This is a genomic window from Cobetia sp. UCD-24C, assembly GCF_001306765.1.
Classification (GTDB): domain Bacteria; phylum Pseudomonadota; class Gammaproteobacteria; order Pseudomonadales; family Halomonadaceae; genus Cobetia; species Cobetia amphilecti.
In genome coordinates, this window is record NZ_LJTD01000001.1 from 119,783 (window position 1) to 136,310 (window position 16,528).

The following is a 16,528-nucleotide window of genomic DNA, read 5'->3' on the forward strand; positions in this document are numbered from 1 at the left end:
ATCGATGCCAGCCAAGGAATGTCATCATGCGTCGTCTGCTACTCTGCGGCTTCGAGCCCTTCGGCACGGATAGCGTCAATCCCGCCCTCAAGATCATCGAACAACTGGACGGCCAGACACTGGCCATGCACGACCAGCCCGATGAGCGCTTCGAGATCATCACCTGCCGAGTGCCGGTGACACGCTACGCCGCGATTGACAGCGTCATCGAGGCCATCGGCCAGCACGCCCCTGACACCGTGATCATGCTCGGTCAGGCCAGCGGTCGCAGTGCAATCACGCCGGAGCGGGTCGCCATCAACCTGGATGACTATCGCATCAAGGACAACGGTGGCCACCAGCCGGTGGATGAGCCCATCGAGGCCGACGGCCCGGATGGCTGCTTCACCACCCTGCCGATCAAGGCGATGGTCAACGACCTCCAGGCGGCGGGCCTTCCCGCCAGCGTGTCCTACACGGCAGGCACCTTCGTCTGCAACCACCTGTTCTATGGGGTGCAGCGTCATCTGGCGGATAGCCCCATCCGCTCCGGCTTCGTGCATATTCCGGCGCTGCCCGAGCAGAGTGTCGATGGCCGCCTGCCGACCATGAGTCTTGAAAGCATGCTCGCAGGCGTACGGGTGATGTGCATCAGCGCCATGTCCCATCAGAAGGATGCACGCATCGGCGGTGGCAATATCAGCTGAGCGCCACCATCGCGTCGCGGCTGACCGCCCGACTCCGACAGCTCCCCTGCAAGCCGGCATGCGTTACAATGCCGGCTTTCCCATTTCTGGCAGGTGGACACGATGACTCCCGAGACGCACATCCTGGTGCTGTATACCGGCGGCACGCTGGGCATGGTGGAAAGTGAACAAGGACTGGTACCTGCCGGTGACTTCGATGCACGCCTGCGCGCAGCACTGGAGCAACTGCCCCCCAGCCGTCGTGGCCGTCTGCCCGCCTTCACCCTGCGCGAGTTTCCGCAGCTGATCGACTCCTCCTCCGCGACACCGGCGGACTGGCACACCATCGCCAGCCAGATCGCGGACGCCTACGACAGCTTCGATGGCTTCGTCGTGCTGCAGGGCACCGACACCCTGGCCTGGACGGCCTCCAGCCTCGCCTTCCAGCTCAAGGGTACCGCGCGCCCGGTGATCGTCAGTGGTGCACAGTTGCCGCTGGAAGCCGAGCACAGTGACGCGCTGGGCAATGTCGAGCTGGCGCTCACCGCCGCCGCCCAGCCGACCCTCAATGAAGTCGTGGTCGCCTTCGGTGGACAGTTGCTACGTGGCGTGTGCACCCGCAAGTGGTACACCCAGGACCACCGCGGCTTCACCACGCCCAATGCGCCGCTGCTGGGCGAATGGGTCGATGACCGCGTCGTGCTCTATCCCGGCCGCCTGATGGATGATCAAGGCCCCGCCTTCGAGCTGCCCGACTATGCTCGCCTCGGCAAGGACAGCATCATTCGCCTGCCGCTCTACCCCGGCATCAGTGCCGAGAGCGTGCGTGTGCAGTTGATGCGCCCCGAGGTCAAGGGCGCCGTGCTGGAGCTATGGGGCAGCGGCAATCTGCCGGAAGACAGCGAGCTTTTGGGGGTGTTGGCCGATGCGCGTGGCGAAGGCAAGCTGCTGGCCGGTATCAGCCAATGTCCGCACGGGCCGGTCACCATCGGCCACTATGCCGCCGGCGCAGGCCTGGCCACCGTCGGCGTGCTGTCAGGCGACGACATGACGCTGGAAGCGGCCTTCACCAAACTGCTGCATCTGGTGGCGCTCGATCAGGATGAGGACTGGCAGCGGGAACGCTTCCTGATGCCCTTGGTAGGCGAGCGCGCCAGCGGCCTGCTGTGAGTCCTGGCGACCCCGCGCGTCGCTGAACTCTTGTCGCTGAGCGCTGAGCTCTAGCCTCTGAACTCTAGCCGCTGAGCGCTGAATTCTGGTCGCTGATCAGGGCGCAAACCAACCTCCAGCGTTGACTGATAGATAACAGAAAGCCCCCGCCAGGCATGCCTGACGGGGGCTTTCTAGTTTCGCTGATAGGCCTTGGCTAATCCTTCACGCCAAGGCGCAAATCAACGGGCCAGCTGGATCAACTGGGTCAACCGGTGTTGCGCAGACCGGCGGAGATACCGGCCATGGTCACCATCAGCGCGCGCGACAGCTCGGCGGAGATGGCGCCATCGGCGTCGCGGTTACGCTGCAGCAGCTCGGCCTGCAGACCATGCAGCGGGTCGATGTAAGGGTTGCGCACATCGATGGCCTGACGGATCAGCGGCATATGCTCAAGCAGTGCCTGTTGATCGCGGATCTCCAGCACCACCTTCTCCAGGCGCTCGAGACGATCACGCAGCGATTGCCCCAGCGCCTTCAGGGCCGGCTCATCGACCAGACGCTGCTCGTAGTAGGCCGCCGTCGAAAGATCGGCCTTGGAGAGCAGCATCTCCAGCATGTCGACGTAGGTGGAGAAGAACGGCCAGTCGTTCATCATCTCGCGCAGCACTTCCAGGCCGCCCTCTTCCTGCATGCGCGTGGCGAAGGCCTCGCCACTGCCCAGCCAGGCGGGCAGCATCAGGCGAATCTGGGTCCAGGCGAAGATCCACGGGATCGCACGCAGCGTCTCGACGCCACCATCCTGACGACGCTTGGCGGGGCGTGAGCCCAGCGGCAGGCGTGCCAGTGCGGTTTCCGGTGTTACCGAGCGGAAGTACGGCACGAAGTTCGGGTCTTCACGCACCACGCCCACATAGGCCTTGTGCGCGATACCGGCCAGGCGATCCATCTCGTCACGCCATTGCTGCTTGGGCGCCGGCGGCGGCAGCATGCTGGCTTCCAGCACCGCGCAGACATAGATCTCCATCGAGCGGCTGGCGATGTCCGGCAGACCGAACTTGAAGCGAATCATCTCGCCCTGCTCGGTGACGCGCAGCGAGCCGGTCACCGAGCCCGGCGGCTGGGACAGGATCGCCGCATGCGCCGGGCCGCCGCCACGACCGACCGTACCACCACGGCCGTGGAACAGGGTCAGTTCGACGCCGTGGCGCTTGGTGACTTCTACCAGCGTTTCCTGGGCGCGGTACTGTGCCCAGGCGGCCGCCAGCTGGCCGGCGTCCTTGGCGGAGTCGGAGTAACCGATCATCACTTCCTGACGATCACCGGCCTGCTCGCGATAGATCGGCATGCCCAGCAGCGTGTCGATGACGGGGCCTGAGCGGTCCAGATCATCCAGCGTCTCGAACAACGGCGCGATCGGCAGGCGCACATCACCGCCGATCTCCTTCATCAACAGTGCCACCGCCAGCACATCGGAGGCCTGACCGGCCATCGAGATGATGTAGGTGCCCAGTGCCTCGCGATGCTCGCGCGCGATGACCTTGAAGGTATCCAGCACCTCGCGCGTGTCGGTGGAGCATTCCCAATGGCGCGGGATCAGCGGGCGACGGCCAGCCAACTCCTTGGTGAGGAAGTCACAGCGCTGCTGCTCGTCCCACTCGAAATAGCTGCCCAGCCCCAGCGTCTGACTCAGTTCATCGAAGACCTGTGCGTGGCGCGTGCTTTCCTGGCGGATATCGAGCTTGGTCAGGGTGACACCGAAACAGGCCACGCGACGCAGGGTGTCGAGCAGTGCGCCGTTGGCGATGGTGTCCAGCCCCACATCGCACAGCGAGCGGTAGCAGGCCAGCAGCGGCGTATACAGCTGCTCACGGGTCTCGATGATATCGACACCTTCGTGGCGCTTGCCGTCCAGGCCCGCTTTGGCCCAGTCACGCGTGCTTTCCATGCGCAGGATCAGGCGACGCAGAATCTCACGATAGGGTTCGGCCACATCACCGGCCTCGGCACGCAGGGCGGCCGTGCACTTCCACATCGACAGCTCCGACTTGAGCTGTTCGAGGTCGCGAAGGTAAAGGTCCGCTGCCATCCAGCGTCCCAGCAGCAACACGGTCCGCGTCACGCTGGCGGTGACATTGGGGTTGCCGTCGCGGTCACCACCCATCCAGGAGGCGAAGCAGATCGGTGCGGCATCCAGCGGCAGACGCTCGCCGGCGGCGTCCAGCGTCATCTCGTCAAGCTGACGGTGGAAGTCCGGTACCGCTTGCCACAGCGAGTTCTCGATGGTGGCAAAGCCCCACTTGGCCTCATCCACCGGCGTCGGACGCTCGTGGCGGATCTCGTCGGTGTGCCAGGCCTGACTGATAAGCTCGGTCAGGCGTGCACGCGCGAGGGTCGCCTGTTCCGGGCGATCACAGGCGCCTTCCATCTGGGTCAGGCAGCCCTCGATGGCATCGTATTTCTGGATCAGGGTGCGGCGGATGACTTCCGTCGGGTGCGCCGTCAGCACCAGCTCGACACGCATCGCCGAGAGCTCCTCGACGATCTTCTGCGCGCTGAAACCACGCTCGCGAATGCGCGTGATCAGCTCGCCGAGGTCCGGCTGGCTGCCGGGACGATAATCCTCGACGCGCTTGAAGCGGCCACGGTAGTGCTGCTCGGCGATGTTGGAAAGATTCAGAAACTGGTTGAACGCCCGGGTGACCGGCAGCAGATCACCATCCGGCAGATCACGCAGATAGTCGATCAGCTCATGACGGGCGGCCTGATCGCCCTGCTGGCCCTGTTTAGCCAGGGCGCGGATGCGCTCGATGCGTGCGACGAAGTCATCGCCGAGGTCGGCCGCGATGGTCTGGCCGAGGTTGTCACCGAGAATACGCACGTTATCGCGCAACGATTCATGCAAGTCGTGACTCATGAAACCCTCCTTGGGAGTGACGGTGCTGCCGCGGTCATCTTCCCCTGTCACCAGGGGCACACAGTCAGATAGCTGACAACAGATTCCCTCATTGCGCAAAGACACCTGATGACAACCGGCTGAGGGAAGACACCGGCCTGGCGCTGGTGAAGACACTGGCGCGAAACGGAAAGACCCGCGGCGCAGCAGACCGGAAAGCAGGACAAGACTCGCGTCCTGATCGCTTCCCCTCAGCATACGACCGCGGGCCTCGGCTCCACAATCCGACTATCGCGTAAACTTACTACATTTTTCCAAATGCCCTTTTCCCAATACCCTGCGACGACGCTCCCTCACCGAACCAGCGGCGTCACCGGACGCGCTGCTGACGTCGCACCCTCGCCCTGTCGCGCCTGCTCAGCCGCACGCTCCCGGCGCTTGGCCTCATCCCAGTGCGCATCCATCTCGGCAAGCGAGGCCTCATCCAGCGTGCGCCCTTGCCCGGCGATCGCAGCTTCCACATGGCGGAAGCGTGATTCGAAGCGCGCATTGGTGGCGCGCAGCATCTGCTCCGGGTCCGCCTTGAGAGTGCGCGCGAGATTGACCACCGCGAACAGCAGGTCCCCGACCTCCTCGCGCGCATGGGCCGTATCACCCTCGGCCAGAGCTTCCTCGACTTCGCCAAGCTCCTCACGAATCTTGGCCAGCACGCCACTCGTGTCCGGCCAGTCAAAGCCCGAACGCGCGGCCTTCTTCGAGAGCTTGGCCGCCCGTGTCAGCGCCGGCAGGCCCAGCGGCACGCCATCCAGCACGCTGTCGCCGGCAGTCTGGCTGGCAGGCACGTCAGCGGTCTCCTGCTGCTTGAGCGACTCCCACTGCGCATTGAGCGAGCCTTCGTCGACCTCATGAGTGGCGATGCCCTCACGGCGCGACGCGAGGGTGCCATCCGGGAAGACATGCGGATGGCGGTGCAGCATCTTCTCGGTCAGCACATGGATCACGTCGTGGAAATCGAAGCGTTGCTGCTCACTGGCGATCTGGGCGTAGAAGACGCCCTGAAACAGCAGGTCACCCAGTTCCGCCGGCAGCTCCTCGAGCACACTGGCATCGGCCGCAGCGCGCTCGATGACATCGGCGACCTCATAGGCCTCCTCCAGGGTGTGCGGCACCAGGCTCGCGTAATCCTGGCGGCTGTCCCAGGGGCAGCCGTACTGCGGGTCACGCAGCACGGCCATCAGGGTCAGCAGGTCATCGAGGGTGTAGCGCGTATCGGCTTGCCTGCCTGCATCGACATCGACACTGGCATCCAATCGGCGACTCATGCCTTGTCGCCCCCGACCCGCAGGCGCTTGACGTCGATGATGTTGGGCAGCTGCTGGATGCGGGCAAATACGCGCCCCAGCACATCGAGGTTCTCGACTTCCAGCGTGATCTTGAGCGTGGCGATGTTGTCGAGCTGATCGGTGCGCGTGTTCACCGACAGCACATTGACCTTGTCGCCGCTCAGCACGTTGGTGACATCGCGCAGCAGGCCGGAGCGGTCCCAGGCCTGGATCTCGATATCGACCGGATACTGATTGCGCGAGCGCTGGCCCCAGTCGACATCGACGATGCGACGCGGCTCGTCCGAGCGCAGCTGAATCAGGTTCGGGCAGTCCTGACGGTGCACGGTCACGCCGCGCCCCTGGGTGATGAAGCCGGCGATCTGATCGCCCGGCACCGGGTGACAGCAGTTGGCCATGGTGGTCTTCAGATTGCCGACCCCCAGCACCATGACGGCGTCGGGCTTTTCCTTGCCCTGCGGCTTGCGCTGGCGCAGCAGACGCTCGAGCTGCTCCTGATCATCGGTATCGCCGAACAGCTGCTGGGCCTGATGCAGTACCTGGCCGACGCGCAGATCGCCCGCGCCGATGGCGGCGTACATGTCATCACGCGTCGGGTAATTGACGGCGTTGGCCAGCTTGTCACGGTCGAGATTCTCCAGCGCCAGCCGCGAGAATTCCTTCTCGAGCAGCGCCTTGCCCTCATCGACGTTCTGATCGCGTGCCTGCAGCTTGAACCAGGTCTGGATCTTGGCGCGGGCCCGCGAGGTGCGCACATAGCCCAGATTCGGGTTGAGCCAGTCACGGCTCGGGCCGCCCTTGGTGGCGGTCAGGATCTCGACCTGCTGGCCGGTCTTGAGCTTGTAGGTCAGCGGCACGATGCGCCCGTCGACCTTGGCACCCCGGCAGCGATGGCCGACCTCGGTATGCACGCGGTAGGCGAAGTCGATCGGCGTCGCGATCTTGGGCAGGTCGATGACATGCCCCTCCGGCGTGAAGACGTAGATGCGGTCCGGCGCGACGTCGGAGCTCAGCCCCTGACGGATCGCCTCCTGGCCGCCGTTCTCGCCGACTTCGTCCTGCCATTCGAGCACCTGACGTAACCAGGCGATCTTGTCCTCGTAGCTGCGGCTCTTGTGGCCGACATCGTGGCCCTTGTAACGCCAGTGGGCACACACGCCCAGCTCCGCCTCCTCGTGCATGTCGAAGGTACGGATCTGGATCTCGATGACCTTGTTGCTCGGCCCCACCACCGCAGTGTGCAATGACTGGTAGCCATTCTTCTTGGGATTGGCGATGTAGTCATCAAACTCATGCGGCACGTGGTGCCAGCGCGAGTGGACGATCCCCAGCGCCGTGTAGCAATCGCTGACGGTGCCGACCAGAATCCGTACCGCGCGCACGTCATACACCTGGGAGAAGGCGATGCGCTTGATCTTCATCTTCCGCCAGATGGAGTAGATGTGCTTGGCGCGGCCCGCGACATCGAAGTGCTTGATGCCCTGCTCGCTCATCAGAGTGCGCATCTCGACCAGCAGGTCGGCGATGTAGTGCTCACGCTCCAGGCGCTTCTCGGACAGCTGCTTGGCGATGGTCTTGTATTCATCCTCCTCGCGGTAACGGAAGGACAGGTCCTCCAGCTCCCACTTGAGCTGACCGATGCCCAGGCGGTGCGCCAGCGGCCCGTAGATATCGAAGACTTCGCTGGCCACGCGCATGCGCTTCTCGCGCGGGGCATCCTTGACGTGACGCAGGGCGACGGTACGTTCGGCGATCTTGATCAGCGCGATGCGCACGTCATCGATCATCGACACCAGCATCTTGCGCAGGTTGTCCTGCTGGTCATGCTGCGCCATGCCATGGCTCGGCGCCTGCAGCTGACTGATGGCGGCCATGTTGAGCACGCCATCGATCAGGCGGGCCACTTCCTTGCCGAAATGCTTCTCGATGGCCTCAAGCCCCAGATGCCCTTCACGTACCGCGCGATAGAGCACGGCCGCGACCAGCGCCGGCTGATCGAGCTTGAGTTCCGACAGGATATCCGCCATCTCGAGACTGAAACGGAAACTGCGCAGCGGCTCGCGCCACGGCTTGTCACCGCGGGCGTCCGCCTCGCGCGCTACCTTGAGCGCCACTTCACAGGCCTGCACCATGACCGCGGCATTCACCGACGGGACTTCCTCGCGCAGTCGCGCGACCCACACCGGGATGTCCACACCACCGCTATCGGTCAGCGGCTGATCTTCGCGCACCTTGACCATGACCCTATGTCCTTGAATATCTTGCCATCTTGATGACAGTGCCCGAGGGCACCGCCTCAGTCTTCCGCCCGCTCCAGCAGCAACATCGATTCCAGATGTGCCGTGTGAACGAACATGTCCGCCATCAGGGCACGCGTGACACGATAACCGGCGTCCTGCAACAGCCGTGCATCACGCATCAACGTGGTCGGGTCACAGGCGATATACAGCACACGCTGCGGCACTCGGCTGACCCTCCCAGCATGCAGATCACGTGCCAGCTCCTCGCAGAGAGGCTGAGCGCCATCACGCGGCGGGTCTAGTACCAGAAGGTCGATACCCTCGAGTGACGGCAGGGCCTTGCTCAGGTCCGCTCGACGTGCACTCACCTGCGCCAGTCCGTTGGCTTCGGCATTGACCATCAGCTGATCGACCATGCCCTGACTGCCCTCGATGCCCGTCACCTCACTGGCGCCGGCCGCGGCAGCCGCCAGGGTCAGGTTGCCGATACCGGCGTAGAGGTCCATCACCTTGAGGCCACTGACGTCGCCCAGCCATTCGAAAGCGGTGTCGATCAGACGCTGATTGAGTGCCGCATTGACCTGCACGAAGTCGCCCGGCGAGAAGGCAAGACGCAACGTCGTTGCGCCGATATTCAGCGAATACGCGGCGTTCGGCGTACCCGACAGCCACTCCAGCTCCACCGGATCCCGTCCGACCCGCCAGCCGACCACCAGGCCATGCTGCTCGGCGAAGGCCTGCCAGCGCTGCGCATCACGCGGCACCGCCTTGAGCTGGCGCACCACCACGATGACCTGCCCTTCGGCAGCAGTCAGCTCCAGATGGCCCAGTCGCTTGGGCGCCTCGAGGCTTTCGATCAGCTCACGCAGCGGCGCGAGCAGGCGGTCCAGCTCCGGCACCAGCACGCTGCAGGTGGTGATATCGACCAGCTGGTTGCTGCCGCGTCCCCGGAAGCCGAACTGCAACTCACCGGCATCGGTCACGCGTACGCCGATACGCGCGCGACGGCGATAACGGCTTTCATCATCGCCCAGCGGCTGAATCTCGGGCAGCGTCACGCCATTGCGTGTCGCATGTTCGCCCAGCACCTGCACCTTATGGGTGCGCTGTGCATCCAGCGCCATATGCTGCAGATCACAGCCGCCGCAGCTGCCGAAATAGGCACAGGGCGGCGTCACACGACTGTCAGCCGCGTTGTCACGTGCACGCACATGCGCCTCATTGAAGCGCTTATGAGTGCGGTGGATGGCCAGCGTCACGCGCTCGCCGGGCAGGGCCTGATCGATGAACTGGGTCTTGCCGCTCTCGTCATGGGCGATGCCGCGCCCGTCATGGGCCAGGCGGTCGACCGTCAGCCACTGGCTGTCGGCGTCGCTGGCATTGCGGGTGCCACGGCTGGCCACTTCCTTCTCGCGACGGGTCGGCTTGCGCGCCGGTCGCTTCTGTCCGAGCAGCGCCATCAGGAACGCCCCCCTGCGACGGCTTCATTGTGGGGCGTGTCCTGCTGAGTCATGTCGTCGTCCTGGGTATAGAGGCCTGTCGAGAGATAGCGGTCTCCCCGATCACAGACGATGAACACGATGACCGCATTCTCGACCTGCTCGGCGAGCTTGAGCGCGCCCGCCAGCGCACCGCCGGAGGAGACACCGGCCAGAATGCCTTCTTCGCGCGCCAGGCGGCGCATGCAGACTTCGGCTTCGTGCTGGCCGATATCCAGCGTGCGGTCGATACGTGAGGCATCGAAGATTCTCGGCAGATATTCGGCGGGCCAGCGGCGGATACCCGCGATGCTGGCGCCTTCAGCAGGTTGCAGACCGACGATCTCGATGGCCGGATTCTGCTCCTTCAGATAGCGCGAAGTGCCCATGATGGTGCCGGTGGTGCCCATCGAGGACACGAAGTGCGTGATGCGCCCATGGGTCTGCTGCCAGAGTTCCGGCCCGGTGGTGCGGTAATGCGACAGCGGATTGTCCTGATTGGCGAACTGATCCAGCGCCTTGCCCTCGCCACGCGCGATCATCGCCTCGGCCAGGTCCCGCGCGTGCTCCATGCCATCGGCTTCGATCAGCGTGGCCCCGTAGGCACCCATCGCCTGCTTGCGCTCGCTGGAGGCACTGGCCGGCATCACCAGCACCATGCGGTAGCCCTTGATGGCCGCCGTCATGGCCAGCGCGATGCCGGTATTGCCGGAGGTCGCTTCGATCAGGGTATCGCCGGGAGAGATCTCGCCGCGCGCTTCCGCCTCCTGGAACATGGAAAGCGCCGGACGATCCTTGACCGAACCGGCGGGGTTGTGACCCTCCAGCTTGGCCAGCAGCACATTGTTGCGGCCCGCGGTGATGCGCGTCAGGCGCACCAGCGGCGTATTGCCGACGACATCTGCAAGGCTGGGATAATCGGACGCGCCAGGGGTGGCGTCACCGGGGGTTTCGCTGAGATGAGACATGAGAGGCAGACTCCAGAGACGCCGCGCCCGGACAGCCGAATGACAGCGGTCAGGCGCTGGCATCGGGACCAAGGACGAACGGGGGGCCGCGTCGGGGTGTAGATGATGCGCGCAGTATATCGCTCCCGCCCAGCCCTGTCAGGGCGCTCGCCATCGCTTCGCTCAAGAGCGCGAGGTATGCTTGCCGCTGATGCTCGTTCGCCCTTTGACGATGGATTGCCATGCTGCTTCGTACCCGATTCCAGCTTGCCCTCTTGCTGCTGCCCCTCGCCACCAGCCTGATGTTCAGCCTGTATGCGGTGGACCGCGAGATCAGCGGTGAGCGCCTGGCCATGATGGAGCGCCTGCAGGCCAGCATGCAGGCCATCATGCCGGGCATGGCCAACGCCGCCCTCGCCGCTGACGACCAGCGCCTGCACGAGCAGGCCCAGATGCTGATCGACCAGCGCGACGTGCGCGCCCTGACGCTGCGCACCGCCAACGGCGGCGCCCTGTTGCATCTCGGCCCCAGCCAGCGCCCGGAAACCAGCACGCTGGTCGAGAATCAGGCCTACCCCTCGGACCCGAACTCACTGGTGATGGTGATGCCGGTCATCGACCCGTGGCGCGAGACGCAACGCGGCGAGCAGATGTCATGGCTGGTACTGGAGGCCTCCGACACCCGTCTCGTGCTGCATCGCTACCAGCTGCTGGTCGGCTACGGGCTGGCCAATCTGGTCTTCGGGCTGGCGCTGCTGCTGCTGGCCTTCCATGGCTCGCGCCGCATGCTGCAGCCGCTGCATGAGCTGGGCGAGGCCCTCACTTGTCTGGCGCGCGGCGAGACACACCGCCAGCTGCCGGTGGCAGGCAATGACGACCTCAGCGAGCTGGCCGATAACTACAACCGCAGCGTCGAGCAGCTCAAGCGCGCCCGCGAGGACATGCAGGACCAGATCGAACAGACCACCCAGGACCTGCACGAGTCGATGGAAACCGTCGAGATCAAGAACATCGAGCTCGACATGGCGCGCCGCAAGGCGCTGGAAGCCAACCGCATCAAGTCGGAATTCCTGGCCAACATGAGCCATGAGATCCGCACGCCGCTCAACGGCATCATCGGCTTCAGCAACCTGCTGGGGCGCAGTGATCTGGACAACCGCCAGCGCGACTGGCTGGGTCACATGCAGAATGCCTCCTCGAGCCTGATGTCATTGATCAATGACATTCTCGACTTCTCCAAGATCGAAGCCGGCAAGCTCGAGCTCGAGAAGGTGCAGATGGACATCGAGCCGCTGATCGAGGAAGTGCTCGCCATGCATGCCCCGGAGGCCCATCGCAAGCATCTGCATCTGCTCGGGCTTGTCTATGACGACGTGCCGCAGCGCTTCGAGGGCGACCCGCTGCGCATCAAGCAGGTGGTGACGAATCTGGTCGCCAATGCCGTCAAGTTCACCGAGCGCGGCGAAGTCATCGTGCGCGTGATGGTGGATGACCTCTCCGGCAGCAACACCCGCCTCAAGATCGCGGTGGCAGACACCGGCATCGGCATGGACAGCGCCCAGCGCAATCGTCTGTTCCAGGCCTTCTCGCAGGGAGACCCGTCACGGGCACGCCAGTTCGGCGGCACCGGCCTTGGGCTGATGATCTCCAAGCGACTGGTCGAGCAGATGGGCGGCGAGATCCAGGTCGACAGCCTGCCCGGCCACGGCTCCACCTTCCTGTTCAGCGTGCCGGTGGCGGTCAGCAGCATCGAGGAGCGCCCGCGCGAAGTCGTGTTCGATCATCAACGCATCTGCCTGATCGAGCCGCACTCGGCCACCCGTCGCGCCCTGAGTTACCTGCTGACCCGCTGGTCACTGACGCTGGTCGGCATCGAAGAGCAGCCGGACCTGGTGGTGGTCGCGCTGGAGAGCCGCGACCTCAAGCGGCTGGATGAATGGGGCGCGCGCCTCAAGCATCTGCCGTGTCGCGTGCTGGGCCTGCTGAACGCGCCCCTGCCCGCCGACGCCGAGAACCTGCAGCAGTACGGTATCGACGAAGTGGTCAGCAAGCCGGTCACACGCCTGCAGATGCGTCACAAGCTGGCCAATCTGCTGCACTCACCTCACCGCGACCCGACTCAGGCGCCACGCAGCGCCTCCTTCACCTCGTTCGAGCCGGCCACACGTGAGCAGGACGCAAGCACGGCACCAGCCGCCAAGCCGATCGACAAGACTGATGAGAGTGCCAAGCCAGCCAGCACGCCTGCCGCGAACGCCATGCCTGTCAAGACGCCACCGGCTGGCCCGCGGCCTGAGCTCACCGCCCAGCCTGCGAGCCAGGAAACGCCTGCGCAGCCTCGCAAGTGCGTGATGGTGGTCGACGACAACCCCTCCAACCGCCTGTTGGCCGAGGAGCTGTTGACCGACATGGGGCTGGACACCCTGGCCGCCCAGAGTGGCGAAGAGGCGCTGGCGCTGGCTCAGGAGCAGGTCGTGGATGCCGTCCTGATGGATATCCAGATGCCGGGCATGAACGGGCTGGAAGCTACCAAGGCGCTGCGTCATCAGCATCGCGAGGGCAACCGCCACCTGCCGGTGATCGCCCTCACCGCCCATGCACTGGCGCATGAACGGCGAGAGCTGTTGGCGGAAGGCATGGATGATTACCTGATCAAGCCCATCGACGAGGGCCTGCTGGCCAACCTGCTCAGCCGTCATCTAGGCATTTCGCTGAACCCGCCACCGCAGGCCGCGCGGTCATCTAGCCAAACGCGCAGCCCTGCTCGCAGCCAATCGCGCAGTCCAGAACGCAACCAAGCGCGCAGCCCTGCTCGCAGTCAGGCGACGACTGCCTTGCCGCCGGGAGTGAAAGACGCTGCCAGCCAGGCTGAATCCTCATCGTCGGCAGCGCCGCTGCCCCGCTCTGCCGCGAAGAGTCAGCTCAGCCTGGAGCAGGACGCCGACCTGCCGGTAGTCGACATGGCGCTGGGCGTGGAGATGGCCGGTGGCCGCGAGGCGCTGGCTCTGGAGATGCTGGGGCTGTTGATCGAGAGCCTGCCGGAGAGCGAGGCCAGGATCCGCCGCGCCTGGCAGGCGCGTGACAACGAGGCGATGCTCGATGGCGTGCATTATCTCAACGGCGCCTGCCGCTACTGTGGCGTGCCGCGCCTGGCACTGCTGGTGGAAGCGCTGGAGACCCGCATCCGCGTCAGCGGCCTGTCGCAGCTGGAAGAGGATGTCGATGCCCTGTTCGCGGCCATCGACAGCCTGATCCAGTGGTCGCACAGCGATGAGGCCAAGGCCTTGCTCGCCGCGCCACTTGAACCGGCCAGTCCCGCGGGTGAGACGCCTGAGACGCCGACAGCGTCCCCTGTCGAGACCTCTTCATCGTCCGCCACCGCACCCTCGAATGCACCCGCTGAGCCATCCGACACAGGCTCGTCATCGGTAAGCAAGCCACAGACGAGCGAGCCCCAGTCCAAAAACCAGCCCTGAAAAACCAGTCCTGAAAGACCAGCCCTGCACAAACGACAACGCCACCCGCTGCCGCAAGGCAGGGGTGGCGTTGTCGTTTCGAGCGCCGTGTTCACAGGCGCGATACAGCGCCAGACCGAATAGGCTAACGCTCCAGCACCACGAAGGCGATGGCCTGATCACGCTCATCACTGATCGACAGGTGCAGATGGCGGATACCCGCCCGCGCGGTCAGGGCTTCCGCCTCGTCAGACAGCTTGAGCGAGGGCTTGCCCAGGGCGTCGTTGACCACCTGAATCTGGGTGAAGCGCATGCCCTGACGCAGGCCGGTGCCCAACGCCTTGACGAAGGCTTCCTTGGCCGCGAAACGCTTGGCCAGAAAGGCCGCCGGCTGAGGGTGATCGGCAAAGCGCGCCAGCTCCTCTTCCCCCAGCAATCGGCGCGCAAAGCGCTCGCCGTGGCGCGCCATGCCTGCCTCGAAGCGCTCGATACGCGCGATGTCCGCGCCTATGCCGACGATCATCCGCAGCAGCCTGAGCCCTGCACATGCTCATGGTCATCACCGTGTTCGTGGTCATGATCATGATCGTGCGCATCCAGCGCGGCCATCAGGCCCGCTTCCTGGCCTGCGATACACAGACGCTTCATCTCGATGACGGCCTCCTTCAGGCCGACGAACATGGCGCGCGCGATGATCGCGTGACCGATGTTCAGCTCGTTGAGCCCGGAGATACCCGCGATCGCCTCGACGTTGTGATAGTTGAGGCCGTGACCGGCATTGACCACCAGCCCCAGTTCGTTGGCCAGCTCCGCGGCGGCCGCGATGCGCTCGAACTCGACACGCGCCGTCTCGCCCGTGGCATCGGCATAGGCGCCGGTATGCAGCTCGATGACCGGCGCACCGGCTTCGAAGGCGGCACGGATCTGCTCCGGCTCCGGGTCGATGAACAGCGAGACTTCACAGCCCGCCGCTGCCAGACGCTCGCAGGCGGCAGTGATGCGCGCCAGATCACCGGCGACATCCAGTCCGCCTTCGGTGGTCAGCTCTTCGCGCTTTTCCGGCACCAGACACACGTTGGCCGGCTGGACTTCCTCGGCCAGCGCCAGCATCTCTTCGCTGACGGCCATCTCGAGGTTCATGCGCGTGTTGAGCACCTCGGCCAGAATGCGCACGTCGCGCTCCTGGATGTGGCGACGGTCTTCACGCAGGTGCACGGTGATACCGTCGGCACCCGCCTCTTCCGCGACCAGCGCGGCCTGGACCGGGTCCGGATAGCGGGTACCACGCGCCTGACGCAGTGTGGCGATGTGGTCGATGTTGACCCCGAGCAGGATGCGCAGCGGATGCATGATCAGCTCCTAACGATGAACAAGAGAACAGGCATGGCGACGAGGGCCATGCCGAAGACAGGTCGCGCAATACTATCATGCGTCACGCCGCAGCCGGACAGTGTCGCCACGCCTGACGGCGTCAGTCGGACTGGCGACTCTGACGCCGCCTGGCCGTCAGCTGCATCATCAACTCGCGCGAACGCAGCGGACGATCTCCCAGCAGCGGCGCCAGCGCACGCCGCGCCAGCCACAGGCTCTCGCGGGCAAGCCCTGCATGGCCCCAGTCTTCACTGGCCAGCAACTTCAGGGCGCGCCCCTCGATGCCCGCCGCGCCTGGCAGCTGCGCCTGAAAGCGTCGCTCACTGACCACATAGTCATAGCGCACATCCGGCATCAGCGGGCTGTCATCAAGAGCGCGAAATTGCGGCAGTTGCTCCAGCGCTTCCAGCAGGCTGTATTCCAGTCGCCTGAGCGCGGGCGCGCGTCTGGCGGGCAGTGCCACCTCATCCAATGTCAGCGAGTAGAGCGCGAACAGCTCCGGCACCGGCATTTCCACCGGCAGCGTGCGGGTCAAAAGCTCATTGGCGTAGAACCCGCACAGCAGTCCCTCGCCCGCCAGTAGACTGGCGCTGCCGCCGGTCTCCATCAGGTTGAGAGTCTTGAGATCGCTCTCGCCTCGCCAGGTGACATGCAGGGGCGTGAACGGCTGCAGTCGTGCACGCGCCTTGCTGCCCGGGCGCTGAACGCCACGCGCCACCGCGCGCACCCGTCCGTGTTCGAGGGTCAGCAATTCGATGATGGCACTGGTTTCACGGTAAGGCTTGCGATGCAGCAGGAAGGCCGGTTGCGGCGTCATCAGGCAGGCTCACGTCAGACGGTGGCTTGGCAAAAAAGCTGGTAGAAGGACTGGCAGAGGGGCTGGCAAGAAACGAGACCGCCTGGACAGGGCCAGGCGGTGCGCGACAGAGGCCGCGAGAACATCGGATCAGCGACGGGCGGCACATGGCAGTCGCGACCCTCTCG

At 64.9% G+C, this 16,528-nt stretch carries 11 protein-coding genes; 3 read left to right on the forward strand and 8 right to left on the reverse strand.

Annotated features, from left to right (window positions below; translation table 11 throughout):
• Positions 1-26 precede the first annotated feature (26 nt).
• Together pcp and AOG28_RS00515 are read left to right on the forward strand one after the other, a co-directional pair.
• Complete coding sequence (pcp, locus tag AOG28_RS00510; RefSeq protein ID WP_054554978.1) at positions 27-686, forward strand: pyroglutamyl-peptidase I; 660 nt, start codon at positions 27-29, stop codon at positions 684-686.
• A 102-nt stretch (positions 687-788) separates the two neighbouring features.
• Positions 789-1,835 (forward strand): asparaginase, encoded by a 1,047-nt coding sequence (locus tag AOG28_RS00515; protein ID WP_054554979.1) that lies wholly within the window; start codon positions 789-791, stop codon positions 1,833-1,835.
• A 247-nt stretch (positions 1,836-2,082) separates the two neighbouring features.
• On the opposite strand, the gene ppc is transcribed toward AOG28_RS00515, so the two are convergent.
• The 5 genes from ppc to cysM form a co-directional block, all read right to left on the reverse strand.
• Positions 2,083-4,731 (reverse strand): phosphoenolpyruvate carboxylase, encoded by a 2,649-nt coding sequence (gene ppc / locus AOG28_RS00520; protein WP_043331859.1) that lies wholly within the window; start codon positions 4,729-4,731, stop codon positions 2,083-2,085.
• Positions 4,732-5,063: 332 nt separating this feature from the next.
• A complete protein-coding gene (mazG, locus tag AOG28_RS00525) occupies positions 5,064-6,032 on the reverse strand; it encodes a nucleoside triphosphate pyrophosphohydrolase (RefSeq protein WP_054554980.1) in 969 nt (322 codons plus the stop codon).
• Positions 6,029-8,293, reverse strand: coding sequence for a GTP diphosphokinase (gene relA / locus AOG28_RS00530; protein WP_054554981.1), 2,265 nt, complete (start codon positions 8,291-8,293; stop codon positions 6,029-6,031). Before relA ends, mazG begins: the two co-directional genes overlap by 4 nt.
• Positions 8,294-8,349: 56 nt before the next feature.
• Positions 8,350-9,753, reverse strand: a complete 1,404-nt coding sequence (locus AOG28_RS00535; protein ID WP_054554982.1) for an RsmD family RNA methyltransferase — start codon at positions 9,751-9,753, stop codon at positions 8,350-8,352.
• Positions 9,753-10,739: a cysteine synthase CysM gene (gene cysM, locus AOG28_RS00540; RefSeq protein ID WP_082388106.1), complete on the reverse strand. Its 987-nt coding sequence runs from the start codon at positions 10,737-10,739 to the stop codon at positions 9,753-9,755. Before cysM ends, AOG28_RS00535 begins: the two co-directional genes overlap by 1 nt.
• 221 nt (positions 10,740-10,960) lie before the next feature.
• Between cysM and AOG28_RS00545 the strand changes: the two genes are divergently transcribed.
• Positions 10,961-14,194 (forward strand): hybrid sensor histidine kinase/response regulator, encoded by a 3,234-nt coding sequence (locus AOG28_RS00545; RefSeq protein WP_054554983.1) that lies wholly within the window; start codon positions 10,961-10,963, stop codon positions 14,192-14,194.
• Positions 14,195-14,318: 124 nt separating this feature from the next.
• Here the strand turns inward: AOG28_RS00545 and acpS are convergent, their stop codons facing one another.
• From acpS to recO, 3 genes are all read right to left on the reverse strand, one after another.
• The gene (gene acpS, locus AOG28_RS00550; protein WP_054554984.1) at positions 14,319-14,696 is read right to left on the reverse strand and encodes a holo-ACP synthase; all 378 of its coding nucleotides are present in this window, start codon (positions 14,694-14,696) and stop codon (positions 14,319-14,321) included.
• Positions 14,693-15,523, reverse strand: coding sequence for a pyridoxine 5'-phosphate synthase (gene pdxJ, locus AOG28_RS00555; protein WP_054554985.1), 831 nt, complete (start codon positions 15,521-15,523; stop codon positions 14,693-14,695). The genes acpS and pdxJ overlap by 4 nt, the downstream gene beginning before the upstream one ends.
• 121 nt (positions 15,524-15,644) lie before the next feature.
• Positions 15,645-16,361, reverse strand: coding sequence for a DNA repair protein RecO (gene recO, locus AOG28_RS00560; RefSeq protein ID WP_054554986.1), 717 nt, complete (start codon positions 16,359-16,361; stop codon positions 15,645-15,647).
• Positions 16,362-16,528: the final 167 nt, after the last annotated feature.